Below are 21,225 nucleotides of genomic sequence, written 5' to 3'. Positions count from 1 at the left end.
TCTGGAAAGAAAAAAACCCGTCAGCGATGACGGGTTTTTTGTGCTTCAGATCCAGCCCCTCACCCCAGCCCTCTCCCGAGGGAGAGGGGGCCGACCGAGGTGACTTGCGCTACACATCGACCTGAGAGATCCAGTCGATTATGGATTCGCCAAAGAAATTTCACGTCGGCGGGTGTCTTGAATATTCCCCAATCAGTCCCCTCTCCCTCTGGGCGGTCCGACGTTTCGGGAGGGTTAGGGTGAGGGGCTTTTGGCTCTTCGACAGTTACATCGGCGCAGGCTGAATGATCTCGACCCAATAGCCATCCGGATCCTTGATAAACGCCAGGCTTTTCATACGCCCGTCAGTCAGGCGCTTCTGGAAATCGCAGCCCAACTCCTCGAACCGCGCACAAGCCGCGACAATATCTGGCACCGAAATGCAGATATGGCCAAAGCCTCGCGGGTCAGTATTGCCATTGTGGTAAGCAAAATCCGCGTCATTCTCAGTGCTGTGATTGTGAGTCAGTTCCAGAATGCCGGGAATCGACTTCATCCACTCGGTGCGCGCAGCGGCATCAGCCGGGATCTGTGCTTTGTCGACCAGTGCGAGGAAGTACAGGCTGAATTCCGCTTCCGGGAAATCACGTTTTTCCACCAGCGAGAAACCCAGCACGCGGGTATAGAAGTCCAGCGACTTGGTGATGTCCTTCACGCGCAGCATGGTGTGGTTGAACACGAAGTTGCGGGTTGCGCTGTCTGGCGTGGCGGTGACGCCGGGGAAAGTGTTCAGTTCTTGCAGGCTCATGAGCCCTCCGTAACAAATTGGGGCGAGTGAATGGGCGCAATGATACGCATGCCTGTCGGCATCGCCAAACCGAAACCGTGGGGCTTGCCCTGTGGGTGGGCGGGCCTCAGACTTTACGGCTCAATTCGCGAGTGCCTCCGGTAATGATCCGACCGTTCAAATCGCTGTTCGTTTTCTTCAGTTTGTCTGTGCTGGCCGCGCCATTGTTCGCGCAGGAGCCGAGCATCACCTGGCCCGCTGGCTGGCAGGTCGAAGCGCTGCCCGACACTGGCCCTGAAGTGTCCCGCCAGCGCGCGGTGAAAACCGATGCTGATGGTAATCAGGTCATGGTGATGGAGTTGACCATGACCACTGTGCAGAGCGGTCATCAGGTCAACTTGCAGGGCGTGTTGCTGGAAATGCGCAAGTCGGTGCAGAAAGACTTTTTCCAGAGCGGTTATCAAAGTGTTTGCAACAAGATCCATCCCGCCGCGCTGGGTTCACTGTCGGCGCTGGAAACGACGTGCACGGTTACCGAAAACGGCCGGCATGTGTTGTCGCAAACTTTGGTCGCAGCGGTCGACGCGGATAAGGCCTATGTACTTTCTTACGCCGGGCAGGCGGAGGTTTATAAGGCGAGCCAAGACGAAATAGTGGCGGCAAGAAACAGCTTGAAACTTTAATCGGTCCTGCCGTGATCTGCGTGCGTTAGATATCCTAAGGAATTAAGCACAAAGTTTTTCTGCAGACAAAAAATGCAACATCTGGCTGAGATATTCAGTGCTGTCTCGTGCCGATCTTGCACAATAGTCTCAACTTGAAATGTGATAATTCATTGCATTTGTTAGATATTGTCCATAAAAAAGCCCTGCAAGTGCAGGGCTTTTATGTTGGCGAGAAATTAACCGCGCAACCAGGACTCAACAGTAGCCGCACCGTATTGTTCCTTCCAGGCCTTCAGGCCACGGTGGTTGCCGCCCTTGGTCTCGATCAGCTCGCCAGTGTGCGGGTTGTGATAGACCTTGACCACGCGAGCGCGGCGGGTTTTAGGCGCTGCGGAGGTTTGCAGGCCGGACTTGGACGGGTTCGGATCGAGGATGGCGACGATCTCTTTCAGGCCTTTGCCGTAGGTTTTCATCAGCCCCAACAGCTTCTCTTCGAATTCGATTTCTTTCTTGAGCCCGGCGTCATTCTTCAGCGATTCCAGCTGCTTGAGCTGTTCCTGAAGGGCCTTTTCAGCTGCACGAAATTCAGCGAGTCTGGACAATATCTTTACTCCAATAGTGTGTTTGGCTGAAACCAACCGCAAACAAAGCTATAAGCCAAGAGCCTTGAAGCGACTCGGTGATAATGGCTCACCTGCCAATCTTGCATCAGGTTTGAAAAATTGTAGTAGTTAATGCGCCCGGAGTAAATCCTGACTTTTTCTTCATGTAACGATAGCGTTGTTTTGTATCAATTTGGTGCGCTAATTTGCCGGCGTCGGGTTTGTTACGCTAGTTAATGGTGACTTAATGCGTCAATGAAGTCCGCCGCTGGCATCGGTTTACCAAACAGGTAGCCTTGTAGAAAGTTGACGTGGCGCGCTGACAGATAGTCGCTCTGAGCCTGAGTCTCGACACCTTCCGCAACAATGCCCAGTTCGAGCTTGGCACTGAGTTCGATAATGCTTTCGAGAATGTGCCGCGACAGCGCGTCCTTGTCGATCATCGCCACGAAAGTCTGGTCGATTTTCAGAAAGTCGACGTTGAATGTGCGCAAGTAGCTGAGGCTCGAATGGCCAGTGCCAAAGTCGTCGATGGCTATTTTCACGCCCATGGCCTGCAGTTGCGCGAACAGTTGTCGGGTGATCTCGGTGGGTTCAATCAGCTCGCGCTCGGTCAACTCCAGCACCAGACTGACACTCTCAGGCGCAAACGCAGCGAGGAACTCACGGCAATCTCCCACCAGCTGCAGGTCGCGGCAATGGCTGGCGGTGATGTTGATGCCGATGTGAAACGGCGCTGCGAAGGTAGACGACAGCGGCCCCAGCACCAAGGCAGTCTGCTGCATCAATCCGCGCGTCATCGGTACGATCAGCCCGGAATGCTCGGCAAATGGAATAAATAGATCCGGGCGCACCAGACCTTCTTTCGGGTGATTCCAACGCATCAGCACTTCAGCCCCTGACCATTTTTTCGTGTCACCGTGGACTACAGGCTGAAAGTAGGGGATGAATTCGCCGGCCTCCATCGCGCGGTGCATTTCGTGGCTGGGCGAGGTCGAGCGTTTTTGCACGATGTAACCGATTGCCGCCGACACCGCGCCAAAGAAAATCAACAGGCTGAACAGTGGCGGGTATTCGTTACTCATGTAACGCCATGTCTCGCCGGCAGGAAAACCGGCGGCCACGGTGAACGCGTAGCGCGAAGAGTCCAGCGTACTAGGTGTGACCGGCAGCACAGGCAGGCCGCCCTGCTGCACCTTGCCATCGGCAGACAACCAGAAATTGCCGACTTGCAATACTAATAACGTCTGCCTGCCGATCAGGCGCAGCACGTTGCTCAGGTGATAACCGTCCAGCGTGGTGAGCGCACCACCATGACCTTCACTTAGTCGATAGACCAGCAGCGCCGTATTCGGCGTCACCGGATTGCCGTTCATCAGCCACAACATGCCGTGGGTGTAATCACCCGGATTTACAGCTTCCTTATAGTCGCCGAACAGCGAACTGCAATAGAGGTTGTTGTCCCACACCAGATTGGTCGAGCGCACGAACGGGCGGCGGGTGACTTGTTCGCGCAATGCCAGCTTGACGCTTTCGCATGGCTGACCGGCCAGCGGCAGCAACTCCTGCGCAGCCTGGGCGGTGTTGTCGAGCATCAGTTCGAACTGGCGCAAGGCTTCATCGGCGGTGTGTTGCGAACTCTGTTGCAGCGTGCGTTCGGCTTGCAGATAGAGAATCACGCTGCCCAGCACAATCGGCAGTAAACCGCTGAGCAGAGTCACAACAATTCGGGTGCTGCGCTTGCGGCGGGGTCTGACGGTCAGAGGCATGGGCGCATCCTGTCGCGTTGGAGTTTGGCTCTAGACCGGCAGGGCAACGGCGCACCTTCCAGAAAGTGTCTCAACTGTGCCCATGATAGATGGCAGATCGCGCCTGCGCTGCTCAACAGTAGGCAAGTTGTGTCGCCAGCTGGATAAACGCCAAAGCGGCAGGCGAGCACTGGCGCTGATCGAGCACCGCGAGGCCGACTTGCCGTTGCACGGCGGGCGACAGCGATTTGCTCACATAGCGCGGATCTGCTGCGAGCGGCAGCGAACTTTCGGCCACTACGGTGATTGCGTCGCCACGGCCGACAGCGTCGAGCGTGCTGAGCAATTGCGAACAGCGAAAGCGGATGTTCGGGCTTAAGCGCGCCGCGTTGAACAAGCGTGATACCAACTCTGCAGAGCCAGCCTCGGTCAGCACAAACGGGTCTTTGCAAAGATCCTTGAGGCTCAGCTCTGATCGCTGCGTCAAAACATGGCCGGCCGGGAGCAGGGCGACCATCTGATCTTCGATCAGGGCGAACGTGTCGAAACGCTCCTCGGGCAGCACCACGAAACCGATGTCGATGCGGCGCTCCTCCAGCCATTGGATCACCTGACGATCCGGCCCTTCGTCAATGTGTACTTCGATCCCCGGATGCAACTCGCGGTAGTGCCGAAGGATGGTTGGCAACAACTTGATCGATGACGTCGGCCCAAATGAGCCGATGCGCAACGTCCCGCGCTTCATGCCCCGCGCATCGGCCGCTTCCTGACGCAGGGTGTTGGCGAGTCCGAGCATGGCGCGTGCGCGCAGCAGCAACTGTGCGCCGATGTCGCTGAGCTCCACTTGCGACTGATGCCGACGCAGCAGTTCGACGCCCAGTTCCTGCTCAAGCGACTTCATGGCGTGCGACACCGCCGATTGCGAGATCCCCAAACGATGGGCTGCGAGGGTGAAGCCGCGCAGATCGGCCACCAGCGAGAAGATTTCCAGTTGGGTCAGGGTCATGAGCTTTTACTCATTTTACGATGATGGAGAATCAGGACAATGATACGGCATCCCGTAGCTGATTCTTTGGAGTGTCATGAGCATTTGTGAGCAACCCCGTCCCGTTACGTCGGACATTCGGGTGTATTTAACCTTGGCGATGGTCACGATGATCTGGGGTGGAACGTGGGTCGCCGGGAGATTTCTGGCTGGGAGCCTGAGTCCGATTTTCGCCGCCAGCTTGCGCTTTCTGCTGGCCAGCCTGGCCTTGCTCGGATTTATGTGGCTCGCGCGAATTCCCCTCGCACGGCCTACTCCGGTGCAATGGCTGCAACTGACACTACTGGGGGGCTTCGGGATTTTCTTCTATAACCTGTGCTTTTTTTACGGGCTGAATTACATCAACGCTTCCCGCGCATCGCTGATCGTTGCGCTGAATCCGGCAGTGATTGGCCTCGCGTCATGGTTACTGTTCAAAGAACGGTTGAGCAGGGCGAAGGTGGCGGGCATCGCGATCTGCATTGCTGGCGCGGGTGTAGTGATCGTCAGTCGTAATCCTCAACTGCTGGCGACCACGGCGGATGCGTGGATCGGCGATCTGCTGATTCTCGGCTGCGTGCTGGGCTGGGGCGTGTATTCGCTGTTTTCCCGCAGCCTGAATCAAAGCCTCGGCCCGCTGCAGACCGTGACGTTTTCCATTCTGCTTGGCACGTTGATGCTGTGGACTCTGGCAGCCGTGCGCGGCGAGCTGAGCTGGTCGGCGTTGACACAACTGGGCACAACGCAATGGCTGAGCCTGATCTACCTCGGCCTGCTCGGTTCGGCGCTGGCGTACATCGGCTATTACCACGGCATCCGCCAAATCGGCGCCACGCGCGCGGGCGTGTTCATTGCGTTGAATCCACTGACAGCAGTGATTTTCGGCGCGCTTTTGCTGGGCGAGCAACTGACAGCAAGCATGGGGCTGGGCGGCACGCTGATCCTGGCGGGCATTTATCTGTGCAACAAACCTCTTGCACGGTCTGCAGAAAAGCGGATTTTATAGAGAGGGCAGACAACCCCTATTACGCTGTGTAGAATCGGGTTACGCATACAATAATAAACGTCTTCTGGCAGCAGAAGCCTCGCCCGCAATAGCCTTGGGTCGACAATGAAGATTTACGGGTTTCAATTGATCTACGGTGACTTCCTCGCCCGCAGTGTGCGCGGCATCTCCTGTGCGCCACCCGCCGACCTCAGCATTACTGACAAATAACTCTGGTTAATTGATAAGAATGATGAGGCGCCAACCATGGCAGATTTATACGAAAACCCAATGGGCCTGATGGGCTTCGAGTTCATCGAGTTCGCATCGCCGACGCCGGGCATCCTGGAACCGATCTTCGAGATCATGGGTTTCAGCAAAGTCGCGAGCCACCGCTCCAAGAACGTGCACCTGTATCGTCAGGGCGCGATCAACCTGATCCTCAACAACGAACCGAACAGCGTTGCCTCGTACTTCGCGGCTGAGCACGGCCCTTCGGTGTGCGGCATGGCGTTCCGCGTCAAGGATTCGCAGCAGGCGTACAAGCGCGCTCTGGAAATCGGCGCTCAGCCGATCCACATCGAAACCGGTCCGATGGAGCTCAATCTGCCGGCGATCAAAGGTATTGGCGGCGCGCCGCTGTACCTGATCGACCGTTTCGGCGAAGGCAGCTCGATCTATGACATCGACTTCGTGTTCATCGAAGGCGTAGATCGCAACCCGGTCGGTGCTGGTTTGAAGATCATCGACCACCTGACGCACAACGTGTATCGCGGTCGCATGGCTTACTGGGCGAATTTCTACGAGAAGCTGTTCAACTTCCGCGAAATCCGCTACTTCGACATCAAGGGCGAATACACTGGCCTGACCTCGAAAGCGATGACCGCGCCGGACGGCATGATCCGCATCCCGCTCAACGAAGAGTCGTCGAAAGGCGCCGGGCAGATCGAAGAATTCCTGATGCAGTTCAACGGCGAGGGCATTCAACACGTAGCGTTCCTCACCGACGACCTGATCAAGACTTGGGATCAACTGAAGAAAATCGGCATGCGCTTCATGACCGCGCCGCCGGAAACCTATTACGAAATGCTCGAAGGTCGCCTGCCAAACCACGGCGAGCCGGTTGATCAACTGCAAGCGCGCGGCATTCTGCTCGACGGCTCTTCGGAGCAGGGCGACAAGCGTCTGCTGCTGCAGATCTTCTCGGAAACCCTGATGGGGCCGGTGTTCTTCGAATTCATCCAGCGTAAAGGTGACGATGGTTTCGGCGAAGGCAACTTCAAGGCCCTGTTCGAATCGATCGAGCGTGACCAGGTGCGTCGTGGCGTACTCGCCACTGAGTAATCCGCAATAGATGCGAAAAAGCCCGGCCTGCAGTGATGCAGGCCGGGCTTTTTTATGGGCGGCGTTGTCGCATCAGGTGTTTGAAACCTTCGAAGACCAGCACAACAACAGCCAGCCAGATCGGAATGTAGGTCAGCCATTCACCGGGCTTGATGCTCTCGCCAAGCAACAACGCCACACCCAGCAATAACACCGGTTCCACATAACTCAACAACCCAAACAGGCTGAACGGCAGCAAGCGACTGGCGATGATGTACACCACCAGTGCCGAGGCGCTGATCAGGCCTAGTAATGGAATCAGCCACAGCAATCCCGGGTATTGATCGAACACGCCGAAGCCTTGCTCGCCGCCGCGCACAAACCAGTACGCGACCGGCAGCATCAGCGTCATGTCGACCCACAAGCCTCCGAGGTGGTCGGTTTTGAGATATTTGCGCAGTACGAAGTACAACGGATAGCCGACCACGACCACCAGCGTCGCCCAAGAGAAGCCGCCAACCTGATACAACTCGTTCAACACGCCTAAACATGCGAAGAACACCGCGACCTTTTGCAGGTACGACAGGCTGTCCCCAAAAGCAATCCGCCCGGTCAACACCATGGCCAGCGGCAGCAGGAAATAACCGAGCGACACGTCGAGGCTGTAGCCATTGAGTGGCGCCCACATGAACAGCCACAATTGCACGCCGAGCAAGCCTGCCGAAACGATCAACCCGCCGATCAGTTTCGGCTTCGCCGCCACCAGCCGTACCAGCTCCAGAACACGCCGCCATTCTCCGGAAACCAGCATGAACACGGTCATGCACGGCACGGTCAGCAGCATGCGCCAGCCAAAGATTTCCACGCCGCTCAAAGGTGTGAGCAACGAAGTGTAGTAATACATGACGGCAAACAGCACTGAGGCTGAAACCGATAAAGCGATACCTTTAGACAAACTGTCCTCGCGGGTAGGTAATCAAACGGGGCGCGAAGGATACGTGGTTTCTGTGCTGAATATTGCTCGGGTGCTCAATATTCCCAACATCAGCTTAGCTGACGGACCTCATTCATTGAGCAGTTCTCAACGGATTACTGAAGCGCTTGATGTGCATTTCGCCGAATTTGTAAGAGGCGTAATCCGTCAAGTGACCAATGTCGCGGTAAACCGGCAAACCATCGACGCTCGTCATGCAAGTGCCGTCAATGCATTGCACACCTCGCGGGTCAATGATCAACAAGCCTGGATATTCAGCCTGCAGATCACTGAACAGTTTGGCGAGTACCGGATTTTCATCGCCAGACCATGGTACTGAAGTGCATTGACTGCTTTGTTCGGCACTGCCCATCAGCCCGCGCAATTTCACCCGTTGTAGCAAACACTCGTTGATACCGGGCGGCATTGGCAGCGTGTTTTTCAGGAAAACCGGCGTTGCACCCGATTTGACGATGATGTCCAACGCTTGGCGAATCGCAACGTTCAGACGTTCAAGGGACAGTTCGGGGCTGCGTGGGTCATCGAGTTTCGTGACGATCTCGGCGGTGAGATAGGCCTCCCAGTTCTGACCGACGATCACGTATTGGAAATGGTTTTTCGCGACGATATCGTAGTAGCGCCGAGTGGCATCGTGGCACTTTTTATACAGCGTGTTCTTGTACTTTGACCAGTTGTAGAGATAGATCCCGGGCAGTGCCAGGCATGTTGGGTAGGCCTGCGCGAGTACAGAAAGATTGGCGTCTTTGGCCAGCGTATCGACAAAACCCCAGTAGTGATTGGAGAACGAATCGCCCATCAGGAAAACCTGCGGGGCGGCCTGCTCGGCGCCGAATATGCAGCCCGGATCGCCTCCGTCGCTGGCACCCAGGCAGTCCTCGCGGCTGGCGGGGACTGCCGCTTTCAAATCGCTGAACACGTTACTCGAACCATCACCGAAACGGTTTGGCCATCCGTCATGTTTAACGCTGGCAGCGTAAAGCAGCGAAAGCCCGATCGCGGGCACAATCATCAGCAGCAACAGCGTCTTGCCAAAGCCAGCCCGGGCTTTGCGAAATTTGTTTTCAACCAGTACGAAGGAAAGGTAGCCAAGGGCGAAGGTCGCGACGAAGTAGACCACTTTCAACAACGGCGTAAGCGTGATGCCCATGTAACTCATGAACGCCAGAATCGGCCAGTGCCATAAGTACAGGGAGTAGGAGAGGGTGCCGATAAATACCATCGGTTTGAATGCCAGTACTTTGGACGTAATGCTCACGTCGCCAAGCCCCCTGAACAGCAATGCTGCGGTAGCGAGACAAACCGCTATGGCGTGGTAGCCCGGAAACCCGCTCAGGATATTGTCCCGTGTCGCGCAATAGAGAATCGTGGCAAGCGCGAGCGCACACATTAAAGACGCGCTCAAACGATTGAGCCTGAACTTCTGCGCACTGAAGATGACTGCGCAAGAGCCAATCATCAATTCAAAAATCCGGGCAGTGAAGAAGTAGTAGTTTTTGTCCGCGAGGGCATGAGACCAGTACAAAGCCAGCGCCATTGCCGCCACGGTCAAACCGAGCACAGCCGCCTTGAAGGCTTGTTTCGGCACAGAGCGATTGAGTAGCCAGATGCCCAGCGGCAAGACCAGATACCACTGCCATTCGATGGCCAGCGACCAGGTATGTAACAGCGGCAGGGTTGCCGCATCCGGAGTGGCATAGCCCGATGTCGCTTTGGAAAAGTACTGGTTTGAAAGAAGCAGCGACGTGTACTTTTCGCTTTTGAGGAAGTCGACGTAGTCATCGGGCAAGTACAGCAACGTTGCGATTGCCAATGTTGCCAGCAACAACGCGATGACTGCCGGTTGCAAGCGCCAGATCCGTCGCGTGTAGAACCCCGAGAAGCTGAACGTTCCGTTGTCCAGCGACTTCATGATGATCGAGGTGGTCAGATAACCCGAGATCACAAAGAAGATATCCACGCCGATAAAGCCTGACGGGAACAAGGTCAAACCGCCGTGAAAAATCAATACCAGCAGAACGGCGATCGCGCGCAGACCGTCAATGTCCGCACGGTACTCAATGGCAGGTTTTCGAGGCCCGACGGCAGACGATGCTGCGGTGGAAGGGGCGGTAGCAGACTCCTTATTACCGCCGAGCGTCTTGAACCACATCCCGCGCAAAGGCCTGGACGTAAACCCGAAAGGGCGATTGAACATTTGCTGATCCCTGCACATTCGCGAACGAGCAATCGACTGATCTCGTTAGATCGCGCTCAATTCCATGAAAAAAGCGAATTGTATCGGCTATCAGCGATGTCGCAGCATTTTTCAATCGCCCGGCGCAGGAATGTTTCAGCTCCGATACGGTTTACGCCCCGACACGAAATGACTCACATCGTTGAATCCTGGTGTCGATGCATGCCCCGGCGTCACCAGCGAATCGATAAACGCCTCATCCTCAGCGGTAATCTTCACTTGCTGCGCCTTGGTATACGCGTCCCACTGTTGCTCAGTGCGCGGCCCGACAATCGCCGACGTCACCGCGCTATTGTTCAACACCCAGGCAATCGCGAACTCGACAATCCCGACCCCACGACCTTCGGTGTACTGCTGAATTTGCTGGGCAATGCGCAGCGATTCAACCCGCCATTCGGTCTCCAGAATGCGCTTGTCCTGACGCCCGGCGCGGCTGTTGGCGTCCGGCGTGACATCCGGCGCGTACTTGCCGCTGAGCACGCCACGGGCCAGCGGGCTGTAAGGCACCACGCCCAAACCGTAGGTTTGCGCGGCGGTAATCTGCTCGGTTTCGGCCTGACGGTTGACGATGTTGTACAGAGGCTGGCTGATCACCGGGCGATCGACCCCGAGTTTGTCGGCGACACGAATCACCTCGGCAATCCGCCAGCCGCGATAGTTGGACAGGCCCCAGTAACGGATCTTGCCCTGACGAATCAGATCGCCAATCGCCGAAATGCTCACTTCAAGCGGGGTGTTGTGGTCTTCGCGGTGCAGGTAATAGATGTCGAGATAGTCGGTGCCGAGCCGGGTCAGGCTGGCGTCCAGACCATTGAAGATGTGCTTGCGGCTCAAACCGCTGCGGTTCGGCACGCCGTCCACAGGACCGAAACCGACTTTGGTCGCCACCACCCATTCATGGCGGTTGCCGGCGATGGCTTCGCCGACGATCTCTTCCGAGCGGCCATTGGTGTAGACGTCGGCGGTATCGATGAAATTAATGCCCTGATCCCAGGCCTTGTCGATGATGCGCAGCGATTCTTCCGTGCTGGTCTGTTCGCCAAACATCATCGTGCCGAGGGTCAGGGTGGACACCTGCAACCCCGAGTGGCCCAGTGTGCGATAGCTCATGCCGAAATCCTTTTGGTCGATGGGAAAGCTTTTATCAAATACCAGAAGCGTGGATGGCGGCAAAGTGAATTTATGAGGGTGGCGTTATCAACCACAACGAAACGTTTAAGCCTGGCGTTTAAAGGGACATTTCATGACACGCACTCAGGCTACACAACCTTGCGCCGTTGCCTACACGTAAGCCAGAATCCGCTGGCTTGTGCACTTGGGGGCCGGGTTTTATCGTTATCCCGTCGCTGAAAAACAGCGATCGGGTTTGGTAGCCCGGTTCTGACTTGTTGCGCAACTCGCCATATAGGGACGCTGGTCGTTCGTGTTTTTATGGTGGCCATGCGCGGGGCGCTTTCGAGCGCGCCGGTTCTCCAAGTCACCGGTCTACCAACCCGTGTATGGCCACCACCCCTTCGTTTGGTAGCGAAGTTTGATGGCTCCTTTTTTCTGATTTGGAGATTCAAACATGATCAAACCAACACCCAACCCACCAGAAACCGACACAACGTCCCCCTACGAAACCCTCGATTCGAAGAAATTCCACGAAGCCGCCGAGCGCGCTCTCGACCATTACCTCAATCCGTTCGCCCCGCGAAAACCGCTGCTCAAACCCAACACCATCTACATCATCGCCCCCGGCATTCAGAACGAAGAACTGCTGGCCAATGCCTGCGAAACCCTGACCTCGGCCAAAGTCATGGCCAACGACTTCGCCGCACTGGTCGATGGGCCGCATCGGCATATTTTGTTGGGGATTGCGCAGTTGATTATGTTGGGGGAGCTGTCGGTTAGCCGGGCGTTGGATAATCTGGAGTTGGCGGTGCCTGGTTGAAAGGCAAGGGCCCCTCACCCTAACCCTCTCCCGGAGGGAGAGGGACTGACCGAGTTGGATGTGTAAGCTACATTGACCTGAAATATCCAGTCGAACTCAGGTTTTGAAAAGCATAGAGATCTGCTCCCTTTCCCCCTCGCCCCCTTGGGGGAGAGGGCTGGGGTGAGGGGGGCGGATATCAGCCACACCGAATGTTTTAAAACTGCTAAAAACCAGTTTCTGTGTAATCGCATTGACAGTGTCTAAAGCAGACGCTCCGATTTATTCGGAGCGTCTTTTGGCCATAAGTCAGGCTTTAGCCTCACTTCATCGACGACGGTTTCAGAGCTCCAATCATTTCCTTGTGAATCTTTGCTCGGATTTCAACCTTTTGGAAGCTGAGGATGTCCTCGTACCGGACAACTATCAAATCCGGCCCAACCGAAATAGCATCAGGCCCCGCAGCGTTCACAACTCCAGACACCACGCCAGAAGCCGTGGTGATTTCATAAAGCGAACCAAATACAAAACTGCTGCTACCAGTGCTCATTGCCGTACTCCTTTGAGATCTTCAAGAAGTACCAGCTTCGGCGTGAACGACAATTCAGACACCTGTAATTTCTGACAGGTTTTTATACGTTTTCGAAATTGAGTCGAGAAGCAGATCATTACCCATGTTGCTCGTTGCCAGTCTTTGCGTGGGAGCGACCAAAAAGAAACACGGCCCGAAAGGGCCGTGTCTGTATCTACGCTAAAGCTTAAACCCGCAACGTCCGCGTCATCCTCAACGCCAACAAACTCCCGCCAACGATAACCCCTGCCAGCAGATACAAAGCCGCATCCGTCGACCCGGTCGTGTCCTTGACCCAACCCACCAGATAAGGACTCAAAAACCCGGCCATCTGCCCCATCGAGTTAATCAACGCCAACCCACCCGCAGCCGCGCCTGCACTCAACATCGCCGTCGGCACTGGCCAGAACATCGGCAGCCCGGTCAGCGCGCCCATGGTCGCGATCGTCAGGCCGAGAATCGCGATCGCCGGATTCGCCGCGAAATTCACCGCGATCACCAGACCGACAGCGCCCATCAGCATCGGCACCACCAGATGCCAGTGACGTTCTTTGCGCAAATCCGCCGAGCGCCCGACCAGCAGCATGAACACCGCCGCCAGCAAATACGGGATCGCGCTCAACCAGCCGATCACCAGGTTGTCGCTGAAACCGAGGTTCTTGATGATCGACGGCAGCCAGAAGTTGATCGCGTACACGCCGCTCTGGATGCAGAAGTAAATCAGGCCGAAGGCCCAGATGGCCGGGTTCTTGAACACCGCGAGCAACGAATCGGTGGTGGTTTTCGGTTTGTTGGCCAGATCTTCAGCCTGATCCGCCTCAAGCACTGCGCGCTCATGCGGGGTCAGCCATTTGGCGTTGGCGAAGCTGTCGCTGAGCAGGAAATACGCCAGAGCACCCAGAATCACCGTCGGAATACCTTGCAGCAGGAACATCCACTGCCAGCCGGCGAGGCCGCCCTGGCCGGCCGCGAAGTGGTTGAGGATCCAGCCGGAGAACGGACTGCCGAGCAGGCCGGACACCGGGATCGCCGACATGAACAGCGCCATGATCCGCCCACGGCGGAAGGTCGGGAACCACTGCGAGAGATACAACACCACGCCCGGGAAGAACCCGGCTTCGGCCGCGCCGGTGAACAGGCGCAAGGTGTAGAACTCGGTCGGTGTGGTGACGAACAGCAGGCACGTCGACAGCGTGCCCCAGGTGATCATCATCAGCGCGATCCAGCGCCGTGGGGCGAATTTGCTCAGTGCCAGGTTGCTCGGCACGCCACACAGCACGTAGCCGATGAAGAAGATCCCGGCCCCGAGGCCGTAGACGGTTTCGCTGAATTTCAGTGCGTCGAGCATCTGCAGTTTGGCAAATCCAACGTTGACCCGGTCGAGGTAGTTGAACAAGTAGCAGATGAAAATGAAGGGGATCAAACGCAGGGTGATGCGTTTGTAGACGGCGTTTTTATCGTCAACGATGGTCTGGGTAGCTGCGGCGCTCTGCGACATAGCGGCTCTCTCTTTATTATGATTTTTTGCGATGCAAAGGGTAACGTTGATCGCCCTGAGAGTCTCGGCCACCTGTGGCCGGATTGTCTTTGTGCCTGAGCACAGGGTTTGCCGCCAGACCCTGTGCGGGTGACCAACCGTCCGCGCCTGTTTAAAAGGATTCCCGCCGCTATGTTCGAACTCGATCACGACCTCGCTCAGGACATCGTCGACCGGGCCATGGCCATTTTGCCGTACAACGTCAACGTCATGGACAGCCAGGGCTTGATCCTCGGCAGCGGTGAGCCGGAGCGCATCAACACGCGCCACGAAGGTGCGCAACTGGTGTTGGCCAACGGCCGGGTGGTGGAGATCGACGCGCAGACCGCCGTGCATTTGAAAGGTGTGCAGCCGGGGATCAACTTGCCGTTGTTGCTCGATCAGCGCTTGATCGGCGTGCTTGGCATCACCGGCGAGCCGGAGCTGCTGCGCACTTACGCGGAGCTGGTGCGCATGACCGCCGAAATGCTCGTCGGCCAGCGCAATCAACAGGCTGAACAGCAATGGCGGCGTCAGCGTTGTGATGATCTGCTCGCGTTGCTGCTGACCGAAGCAGGCGATTCACCGCGATTGCTGGATGAGGCGCAGCAATTGGGCCTCAAGCCGCAGCTGACGCGAGTGCCGTATCTGTTCGAGTTGGGTCTGGAGCACGCACCGGGGCAAACGGTCGAGGCGCTGAGTGCGTGGCTGATTTCGCGCTATCCGGACAGTTGGTGTGTGAGTTCGGCGAAGTCGTCGCTGCTGTGGTGTCGGCCGGCGAGTCAGACGATTGAGCATGAGCGCTTGCTGGAAAAGCTCGACGGTCTGGGCTGGAACATCTTGCGCATCGCCGTCGGCGGGCAGGCGGATGGGCTGAGCGGGTTGCGGCGTTGCTACCGGCGTGTGGCTGATTTGCTGGCCTATGGTCGCGAAGTGCTGCCGCGCTCGCGACTGCTTAATCTCACTCGCTATCGCCTGCCGGTGATGCTCTGGCGCCATCGCAATGATGATGCGCTGGACGAGTTGCTCAAGCCTCTGCGGAAGGTCATCGCCAAGGACAGCAATGGTCAGCTACTGGCGACGCTGCGCAGTTGGTGTGAACACGACGGTCAGAGTCAGGCCTGTGCGGATGCGCTGGGGATTCACCGTAACAGTCTGCGCTACCGGATGGAGCGGATTGCCGAGTTGAGCGGAGTTGATCCGCTGCGCCTCGATGGCATGCTCGCGCTATACCTCGGCGTGCAACTGCTGCCCCAAACCTGATAGCAACCCCTAGACCTCTGTAGGAGCTGTCGAGTGAAACGAGGCTGCGATCTTTTGATCTTGTTCTTAAAAACCAAAGTCAAAAGATCGCAGCCTCGTTTCACTCGACAGCTCCTACAAGTGCTTCGCTGCTGAGGCTTTGTATAAATGAACAACAAACGCCAACCCGATTTGTGCAGCGGACAGGCGTCAATGCCCATCCCGACTGGCAGGATGAGGAGCATTGGAACTGGAGAATTCGCATGAAAATCGTCATCGCCCCCGATTCGTTCAAGGACAGCCTGAGTGCCCAAGGCGTTGCCGAGGCCATTGCTCTGGGCCTGGTGCAGGTCTGGCCGCACGCCACAATCGTCAAGTGCCCGATGGCGGATGGCGGCGAGGGCACGGTCGAGTCGATTCTCGCCGCGTGCGAAGGCGAACTGCGTCGCACTCGGGTGCGCGGTCCGCTGGGCGCAGCGGTTGATGCGGCGTGGGGCTGGTTGCCGCACAACCACACCGCGATCATCGAAATGGCCGAAGCCAGCGGTCTGCAACTGGTGCCGCCGGGGCAACGCGATGCGTGCATCAGCAGCACCTTCGGCACCGGCGAACTTATTCGCGCAGCGCTGGATGCCGGCGCACAACGGGTGATTCTGGCCATCGGCGGCAGCGCCACCAATGACGGCGGTGCCGGTGCGATGCAGGCGCTGGGTGTGAAGTTGCTCGACGCTCAAGGCCAATCGCTGGTGCCCGGTGGTCTGGCGTTGGCACAACTGGCGCGGCTCGATCTGAGCGAACTCGATCCACGTCTGGCGCAAGTGCGTTTCGACATCGCCGCCGACGTCAACAATCCGCTGTGTGGCGCGCACGGTGCCTCGGCGATTTTCGGCCCGCAAAAAGGTGCGTCACCGGCGCAGGTACAGCAACTGGATCAGGCGCTGGGCCACTTCGCAGAACTCTGTGCGCAGGCGCTGGGCAAAGATGTGCGCGACGAACCGGGCAGCGGTGCGGCCGGCGGCCTGGGTTTTGCCGCCAAGGCGTTTCTCGACGCGCAGTTTCAGGCTGGAGTTGAGGTGGTTGCGGAACTGGTCGGCCTAGCCGAAGCAGTCGAAGGCGCGGATCTGGTCATTACCGGGGAAGGGCGCTTCGATGCGCAAACCCTGCGTGGCAAGACGCCGTTCGGCGTGGCACGCATCGCCAAGCAACACTGCGTGCCGGTGATCGTCATTGCCGGTACTTTGGGCGACGGTTATCAGGAGCTTTACGAACACGGCATTGACGCGGCTTTCGCGGTCACCAGTGGCCCAATGACTCTGGAACAAGCCTGCGCAGAAGCGCCGCGGTTGTTGCGCGAACGTGCGACTGACATTGCGCGGGTCTGGCGCATAGCGACCGGCAACAACTGAACCGCGCGCATATCCTGTGGCGAGGGGATTTATCCCCGTTCGGCTGCGCAGCAGTCGTAAAACGTGCACGCTCGGTCGGTCTGACCTGCAGCGTTGTCTCGATGGGGGTGCGCTACGCGCCCCAACGGGGATAAATCCCCTCGCCACAGGGTTTCATGGCTGTATTCGTGAAAAATATTTCATCTGTACCTGCGAATTTCCTCAAGCCTGGCCGATACAGCTAACAGGCGCACACAAGACTTCCTGAAACAGTGACGCCGGACTGAAGCCCACCCCACGGGCCAGTGATCAGGGCAGGGACGCTCGTAGTTTCTATCATCCGAGAGTCCAACTATGTCCTTGCGTAATCTGAATATCGCGCCGCGTGCCTTCCTCGGTTTTGCCTTTATCGCCTTGCTGGTGATTGTCCTCGGTGTTTTCGCCGTCAATCGCATGGGCGTCATTCGTCAGGCCTCCATCGACATGGAGCAGACCCAACTGCCAAGCGTCAGCCAGCTCAGCGTGGTCACCGAAAACGTCCTGCGCCTGCGTATTCTCTCGTTCCGGGTTTTGGTCAACCGCGAACCGGCGGCTCTGCAGGAGGCGCAAACGCGCATTGGCGTGCTGGTCGACAAGGTGCGCAGTGCACAGGCAAGTTATGCGGCATTGCCGGCAGGCGCGGAAGAACGTGCGCTGTATCAGACATTCTCGAACACGCTGGACAACTACGTGCAAGCGCAAAACCAGATGCTGGAGCTGTCGCGCCAAGGCAAGGTTGACGAGATGCGCAGCTTGATCAACACGCGCATCAAGGACGGCACCGATCAGATGGGCGAGCAATTGAACAAGCTGATCGCGTTCAACGCTGCTGACGCCAAAACCGCGTCGAATCATGCCGGCGAGCAATACAGTGGCGCCATCACCGGGATCATCGGCGTGGCGGTGATTGCCGCACTGTTGACCGTTCTTCTGGCCTGGCTGCTGACTCGCAGCATCGTCACGCCGTTGAACCGCGCCGTGCTCGCTGCGCAAACCATTGCTGGCGGCAACCTCACCAAAGCCATCGAAGTTGATGGCAACGACGAGCCGGCGCGCCTGCTCGAAGCCTTGTCGGCAATGCAGACCAACCTGCGCAAAACCATCGAACAGATTGCCGGTTCCGCCACGCAACTGGGTGCCGCTGCCGAAGAACTCAGCGCCGTCACCGAAGAAGCTTCGCGTGGTCTGCAACAGCAGAACAATGAAATCGAACAAGCCGCCACCGCCGTCAACGAGATGACCGCAGCGGTGGAAGAAGTCGCGCGCAACGCCGTGTCGACCTCCGAAGCCTCGAACCAGTCGACCCACGCCGCGCGCGAAGGTCGCGATCAAGTGGTGAAAACCGTCGACGCGATCCAGACCATGACCCACGACGTGCAGAACACCGCGCAGATGATCGAAGGCCTGGCTGCACAAGGTCGCGACATCGGCAAAGTGCTCGATGTAATCCGCGCCATCGCCGAACAGACCAACCTGCTGGCACTCAACGCCGCGATCGAAGCGGCGCGTGCCGGTGAAGCCGGGCGCGGTTTCGCCGTGGTCGCAGACGAAGTGCGCGCGTTGGCGCATCGCACTGCGCAATCGACCCAGGAAATCGAAAAAATGGTCGCCGGTATCCAGAACGGTACCGGCGAAGCGGTCAATTCGATGCAGCAAAGCAACCAGCGCACTCAATCCACGCTGGAAATGGCCCGCGCTGCCGGCGTCGCGCTGGAGCAGATTACACAGTCGATTCACCAGATCAACGAGCGCAATCTGGTAATCGCCAGCGCTTCGGAGGAACAGGCGCAGGTCTCGCGCGAAGTCGATCGCAACCTGGTAAACATCCGCGACCTCGCCACGCAATCGGCCGCCGGCGCCAATCAAACCAGCGCCGCTACCCACGAACTCTCGCGACTGGCGGTGGATTTGAACGCGATGGTGGCGCGGTTTGTGATTTGACCTAGGGTGAAGGCTGGACACCGCGCGATCAGGAGACGTACATGCGCTTTTCAGCCTTGACCCAACGCATTGCCGGGGAGGGTGCAGCGGCCTGGCGGATTCATGACCGGGCGCTGGAGTTACGTGCACAAGGCATTGATGTGTTGCTGCTGTCGGTGGGCGATCCGGATTTCGATACGCCGTTGCCGATCATTCACGGCGCCATCGACAGTCTGTTGGCTGGCGACACGCATTATTCCGAAGTACGCGGCCGAGTTGAGCTGCGCACGCGCATCGCCGAGCGCCATCAGCGGCGCAGTGGTCAGGTCGTCGATGCCGACCATGTGATCGTGCTGCCGGGCGCGCAGTGCGCGGTGTATTCGGTGGCGCAGTGTTTACTCGATCCGGGTGATGAAGTGATTGTCGCCGAGCCGATGTACGTAACCTACGAAGGCGTGTTCGGCGCGTGCGGGGCGACGGTGATTCCAGTGCCGGTGCGCCCGGAAAACGGTTTTCGCGTGGATCCGGCGGATGTTGCGGCGCGTATCACATCCAAGACACGGGCGATGTTGCTCAACAGTCCGAACAATCCCTCCGGCGCGAGTTTGTCGCTGCTGATCTGGCAGGAGTTGGCCGCGCTGTGCATCCGCCATGACTTGTGGCTGATCAGCGATGAGGTCTACAGCGACCTGCTCTATGAAGGCGAACACGTCAGCCCGGCGAGTCTGCCGGGCATGGCCGAGCGTACTGCGACTATCAATAGCCTGTCGAAATCCCATGCGATGACCGGGTGGCGGATCGGCTGGGTGATCGGGCCTGAAACCCTGGCCGAACATTTGGTAAACCTGTCACTGAGTATGTTGTTCGGGCTGCCGGATTTTGTGCAAAAAGCCGCGCAGGTGGCGTTCGAAAAAGATCTTCCGGAAGTGACGCAGATGCGCGAGGAATATCGGCTGCGTCGGGATCTGGTGTGCGAGCGCTTGCGCGGCTGCCCGGGGTTGTACCCGATCCAGCCTGATGGCGGCATGTTCGTGATGGTCGATGTGCGCCAGACCGGTATCGACGCGCAGGATTTTGCCGAGCGCTTGTTGGAGGGGTATGGGGTTTCGGTGTTGGCGGGGGAAGCGTTCGGGCCGAGTGCGGCGGGGCATATTCGCATTGGGCTGGTGGTGGATCGGGTGAAGCTGGCGGATGCCTGTGCGCGGATAGCCTTGTGCGCAGCGCAGTTGCTGCAAATGCGCAGTGCCTGATGGTCTTATATTGCCGGCCTCATCGCTGGCTTGCCAGCGATGAGGCCAGAACAGACACCGCGAATCTCAGCCCTGCCAAGCCGCTGGATTCACCAGATTCGCCGGCTTGTGACCACTCAACGCCGCCAGCAGATTCTCCACCGCACAACGCGCCATCGCCTCACGCGTCTCGTGCGTCGCCGAGCCCATATGCGGCGTCGCCACCACGTTATCCAACTGCAACAACGGCGAATCCTGATTCAACGGTTCGCGCTCGAACACATCCAGCCCGGCCCCGCGAATCCGCCCATTACTCAGTGCGTCAATCAACGCCGCCTCATCGACAACCTTGCCGCGCGAGATGTTGATGAAGATGCTGTCCGAGCGCATCAACGCAAACTGCTGAGCGCCAATCAAGCCCTCGGTCTGCGCAGTCAGCGGCAAGGTCAGACAAACGAAATCTGCCTGCTGCAACAAATCCTCAAGACTGCGGTATTGCGCATCGAAACGTTCCTCAACCGCCGGTTTACGCGACTGACTGTGATAGATCACCGGCATGCCAAAGCCGAAGTGCCCACGCTGCGCCAGCGCCTCGCCAATCCGGCCCATGCCGATGATGCCCAGCGTCTTGCCATGCACATCGGTGCCGAAATGCGCCGGGCCGATGTTGCGTTGCCACTGACCGTTGCGCACCATGTTCGCCAGTTCTACCACACGCCGGGCGCTGGCCAGAATCAACGCGAAACCGGTGTCGGCAGTGGTTTCGGTGAGCACGTCCGGGGTGTTGCTCAGGGCGATTTTGCGCCGGGTCAGGTAATCGATGTCGTAGTTATCGACGCCGACCGAGACGCTGGCAATCGCTTCCAGTTTGGGCGCCAGATCAAGCAGCGCGGCATCCAGTTTCAGACTCGCGCCGAGCAGACCGTGGGCGCCGGGCAGGGCGTCGCGCAGTTTCATCAGGCCATCGGCATCGAGGCTGTCGATCAGCGTCACGTCGAATTGTTCTTGCAGCCGCGCCATCAGCGCCGGCGACAGTTTTTTGTACAACACAACCTGCTTTTTCATCGCGAG

At 57.9% G+C, this 21,225-nt stretch carries 18 protein-coding genes and 1 pseudogene; 9 read left to right on the top strand and 10 right to left on the bottom strand.

The annotated features are described in order from the left end of the window. Positions 1 to 265 precede the first annotated feature (265 nt). On the bottom strand, positions 266 to 787 hold the full coding sequence (gloA, locus tag ACOI8A_RS00605; protein WP_420649092.1) for a lactoylglutathione lyase: 522 nt from the start codon (positions 785 to 787) through the stop codon (positions 266 to 268). Between the two features lie 143 nt (positions 788 to 930). Between gloA and ACOI8A_RS00600 the strand changes: the two genes are divergently transcribed. Further along, positions 931 to 1,449, top strand: a complete 519-nt coding sequence (locus ACOI8A_RS00600) for a DUF4946 domain-containing protein (RefSeq protein WP_420649091.1) — start codon at positions 931 to 933, stop codon at positions 1,447 to 1,449. 218 nt (positions 1,450 to 1,667) lie between these two features. Here ACOI8A_RS00600 and ACOI8A_RS00595 read toward each other — a convergent pair whose 3' ends face one another. The 3 genes from ACOI8A_RS00595 to ACOI8A_RS00585 all read right to left on the bottom strand — a co-directional run bounded on the left by ACOI8A_RS00595 (position 1,668) and on the right by ACOI8A_RS00585 (position 4,787). Further along, a complete protein-coding gene (locus tag ACOI8A_RS00595; RefSeq protein WP_420649090.1) occupies positions 1,668 to 2,033 on the bottom strand; it encodes a histone-like nucleoid-structuring protein, MvaT/MvaU family in 366 nt (121 codons plus the stop codon). Positions 2,034 to 2,266: 233 nt separating this feature from the next. After that, positions 2,267 to 3,802: an EAL domain-containing protein gene (locus ACOI8A_RS00590; protein WP_420649089.1), complete on the bottom strand. Its 1,536-nt coding sequence runs from the start codon at positions 3,800 to 3,802 to the stop codon at positions 2,267 to 2,269. Positions 3,803 to 3,914: 112 nt separating this feature from the next. After that, positions 3,915 to 4,787 (bottom strand): LysR family transcriptional regulator, encoded by an 873-nt coding sequence (locus ACOI8A_RS00585; protein WP_420649088.1) that lies wholly within the window; start codon positions 4,785 to 4,787, stop codon positions 3,915 to 3,917. A gap of 76 nt (positions 4,788 to 4,863) precedes the next feature. Here ACOI8A_RS00585 and ACOI8A_RS00580 point away from each other — a divergent pair, with 76 nt between their 5' ends. After that, positions 4,864 to 5,811: a DMT family transporter gene (locus tag ACOI8A_RS00580; protein WP_420649087.1), complete on the top strand. Its 948-nt coding sequence runs from the start codon at positions 4,864 to 4,866 to the stop codon at positions 5,809 to 5,811. Between the two features lie 246 nt (positions 5,812 to 6,057). Then, positions 6,058 to 7,134: a 4-hydroxyphenylpyruvate dioxygenase gene (gene hppD / locus ACOI8A_RS00575; protein ID WP_420649086.1), complete on the top strand. Its 1,077-nt coding sequence runs from the start codon at positions 6,058 to 6,060 to the stop codon at positions 7,132 to 7,134. A 52-nt stretch (positions 7,135 to 7,186) separates the two neighbouring features. Here hppD and rarD read toward each other — a convergent pair whose 3' ends face one another. From rarD to ACOI8A_RS00560, 3 genes are all read right to left on the bottom strand, one after another. Continuing rightward, complete coding sequence (gene rarD / locus ACOI8A_RS00570) at positions 7,187 to 8,068, bottom strand: EamA family transporter RarD (RefSeq protein WP_420649085.1); 882 nt, start codon at positions 8,066 to 8,068, stop codon at positions 7,187 to 7,189. A gap of 112 nt (positions 8,069 to 8,180) precedes the next feature. Next, positions 8,181 to 10,301 carry an acyltransferase family protein gene (locus ACOI8A_RS00565; RefSeq protein ID WP_420649084.1) on the bottom strand — a complete coding sequence of 707 codons (2,121 nt, stop codon included), beginning with the start codon at positions 10,299 to 10,301 and terminating at the stop codon, positions 8,181 to 8,183. Between the two features lie 135 nt (positions 10,302 to 10,436). Next, complete coding sequence (locus ACOI8A_RS00560; protein WP_420649083.1) at positions 10,437 to 11,450, bottom strand: aldo/keto reductase; 1,014 nt, start codon at positions 11,448 to 11,450, stop codon at positions 10,437 to 10,439. Positions 11,451 to 11,907: 457 nt separating this feature from the next. Here ACOI8A_RS00560 and ACOI8A_RS00555 point away from each other — a divergent pair, with 457 nt between their 5' ends. Then, positions 11,908 to 12,273 (top strand): DUF6124 family protein, encoded by a 366-nt coding sequence (locus tag ACOI8A_RS00555; protein ID WP_420649082.1) that lies wholly within the window; start codon positions 11,908 to 11,910, stop codon positions 12,271 to 12,273. Between the two features lie 301 nt (positions 12,274 to 12,574). Here ACOI8A_RS00555 and ACOI8A_RS00550 read toward each other — a convergent pair whose 3' ends face one another. Together ACOI8A_RS00550 and ACOI8A_RS00545 are read right to left on the bottom strand one after the other, a co-directional pair. After that, complete coding sequence (locus tag ACOI8A_RS00550) at positions 12,575 to 12,802, bottom strand: hypothetical protein (protein WP_420649081.1); 228 nt, start codon at positions 12,800 to 12,802, stop codon at positions 12,575 to 12,577. Positions 12,803 to 13,010: 208 nt separating this feature from the next. Next, positions 13,011 to 14,321 carry an MFS transporter gene (locus ACOI8A_RS00545; protein ID WP_420649080.1) on the bottom strand — a complete coding sequence of 437 codons (1,311 nt, stop codon included), beginning with the start codon at positions 14,319 to 14,321 and terminating at the stop codon, positions 13,011 to 13,013. A gap of 171 nt (positions 14,322 to 14,492) precedes the next feature. Between ACOI8A_RS00545 and ACOI8A_RS00540 the strand changes: the two genes are divergently transcribed. The 5 genes and pseudogenes from ACOI8A_RS00540 to ACOI8A_RS00520 all read left to right on the top strand — a co-directional run bounded on the left by ACOI8A_RS00540 (position 14,493) and on the right by ACOI8A_RS00520 (position 20,175). Further along, entirely contained in the window at positions 14,493 to 15,602 is a 1,110-nt protein-coding gene (locus ACOI8A_RS00540) for a sugar diacid recognition domain-containing protein (protein WP_420649079.1), read from the top strand. A gap of 242 nt (positions 15,603 to 15,844) precedes the next feature. After that, positions 15,845 to 16,987, top strand: coding sequence for a glycerate kinase (locus ACOI8A_RS00535; RefSeq protein WP_420649078.1), 1,143 nt, complete (start codon positions 15,845 to 15,847; stop codon positions 16,985 to 16,987). A 333-nt stretch (positions 16,988 to 17,320) separates the two neighbouring features. Further along, positions 17,321 to 18,088 (top strand): annotated as a pseudogene (locus ACOI8A_RS00530) (MCP four helix bundle domain-containing protein); the annotation flags it as partial. 309 nt (positions 18,089 to 18,397) lie between these two features. Then, positions 18,398 to 18,946 (top strand): methyl-accepting chemotaxis protein, encoded by a 549-nt coding sequence (locus ACOI8A_RS00525; RefSeq protein WP_420649212.1) that lies wholly within the window; start codon positions 18,398 to 18,400, stop codon positions 18,944 to 18,946. 41 nt (positions 18,947 to 18,987) lie between these two features. Further along, positions 18,988 to 20,175: a pyridoxal phosphate-dependent aminotransferase gene (locus ACOI8A_RS00520; RefSeq protein ID WP_420649077.1), complete on the top strand. Its 1,188-nt coding sequence runs from the start codon at positions 18,988 to 18,990 to the stop codon at positions 20,173 to 20,175. A 66-nt stretch (positions 20,176 to 20,241) separates the two neighbouring features. On the opposite strand, the gene ACOI8A_RS00515 is transcribed toward ACOI8A_RS00520, so the two are convergent. After that, a complete protein-coding gene (locus ACOI8A_RS00515; RefSeq protein WP_420649076.1) occupies positions 20,242 to 21,219 on the bottom strand; it encodes a 2-hydroxyacid dehydrogenase in 978 nt (325 codons plus the stop codon). Between the last annotated feature and the right edge of the window lie 6 nt (positions 21,220 to 21,225).

This window comes from Pseudomonas sp. P4795, from assembly GCF_048822895.1.
In the GTDB taxonomy this organism is placed as follows: domain Bacteria; phylum Pseudomonadota; class Gammaproteobacteria; order Pseudomonadales; family Pseudomonadaceae; genus Aquipseudomonas.
This window is presented reverse-complemented; position numbering and strand designations above follow the sequence as displayed.

Coding starts and splice junctions, on each gene's coding strand:
- gloA (WP_420649092.1), bottom strand. CDS start 787: ATGAGCCTGCAAGAACTGAACACTTTCCCCGGCGTCACCGCCACGCCA.
- ACOI8A_RS00600 (WP_420649091.1), top strand. CDS start 931: ATGATCCGACCGTTCAAATCGCTGTTCGTTTTCTTCAGTTTGTCTGTG.
- ACOI8A_RS00590 (WP_420649089.1), bottom strand. CDS start 3,802: ATGCCTCTGACCGTCAGACCCCGCCGCAAGCGCAGCACCCGAATTGTT.
- ACOI8A_RS00585 (WP_420649088.1), bottom strand. CDS start 4,787: ATGACCCTGACCCAACTGGAAATCTTCTCGCTGGTGGCCGATCTGCGC.
- ACOI8A_RS00580 (WP_420649087.1), top strand. CDS start 4,864: ATGAGCATTTGTGAGCAACCCCGTCCCGTTACGTCGGACATTCGGGTG.
- hppD (WP_420649086.1), top strand. CDS start 6,058: ATGGCAGATTTATACGAAAACCCAATGGGCCTGATGGGCTTCGAGTTC.
- ACOI8A_RS00565 (WP_420649084.1), bottom strand. CDS start 10,301: ATGTTCAATCGCCCTTTCGGGTTTACGTCCAGGCCTTTGCGCGGGATG.
- ACOI8A_RS00560 (WP_420649083.1), bottom strand. CDS start 11,450: ATGAGCTATCGCACACTGGGCCACTCGGGGTTGCAGGTGTCCACCCTG.
- ACOI8A_RS00555 (WP_420649082.1), top strand. CDS start 11,908: ATGATCAAACCAACACCCAACCCACCAGAAACCGACACAACGTCCCCC.
- ACOI8A_RS00550 (WP_420649081.1), bottom strand. CDS start 12,802: ATGAGCACTGGTAGCAGCAGTTTTGTATTTGGTTCGCTTTATGAAATC.
- ACOI8A_RS00545 (WP_420649080.1), bottom strand. CDS start 14,321: ATGTCGCAGAGCGCCGCAGCTACCCAGACCATCGTTGACGATAAAAAC.
- ACOI8A_RS00540 (WP_420649079.1), top strand. CDS start 14,493: ATGTTCGAACTCGATCACGACCTCGCTCAGGACATCGTCGACCGGGCC.
- ACOI8A_RS00535 (WP_420649078.1), top strand. CDS start 15,845: ATGAAAATCGTCATCGCCCCCGATTCGTTCAAGGACAGCCTGAGTGCC.
- ACOI8A_RS00525 (WP_420649212.1), top strand. CDS start 18,398: ATGATCGAAGGCCTGGCTGCACAAGGTCGCGACATCGGCAAAGTGCTC.
- ACOI8A_RS00520 (WP_420649077.1), top strand. CDS start 18,988: ATGCGCTTTTCAGCCTTGACCCAACGCATTGCCGGGGAGGGTGCAGCG.
- ACOI8A_RS00515 (WP_420649076.1), bottom strand. CDS start 21,219: ATGAAAAAGCAGGTTGTGTTGTACAAAAAACTGTCGCCGGCGCTGATG.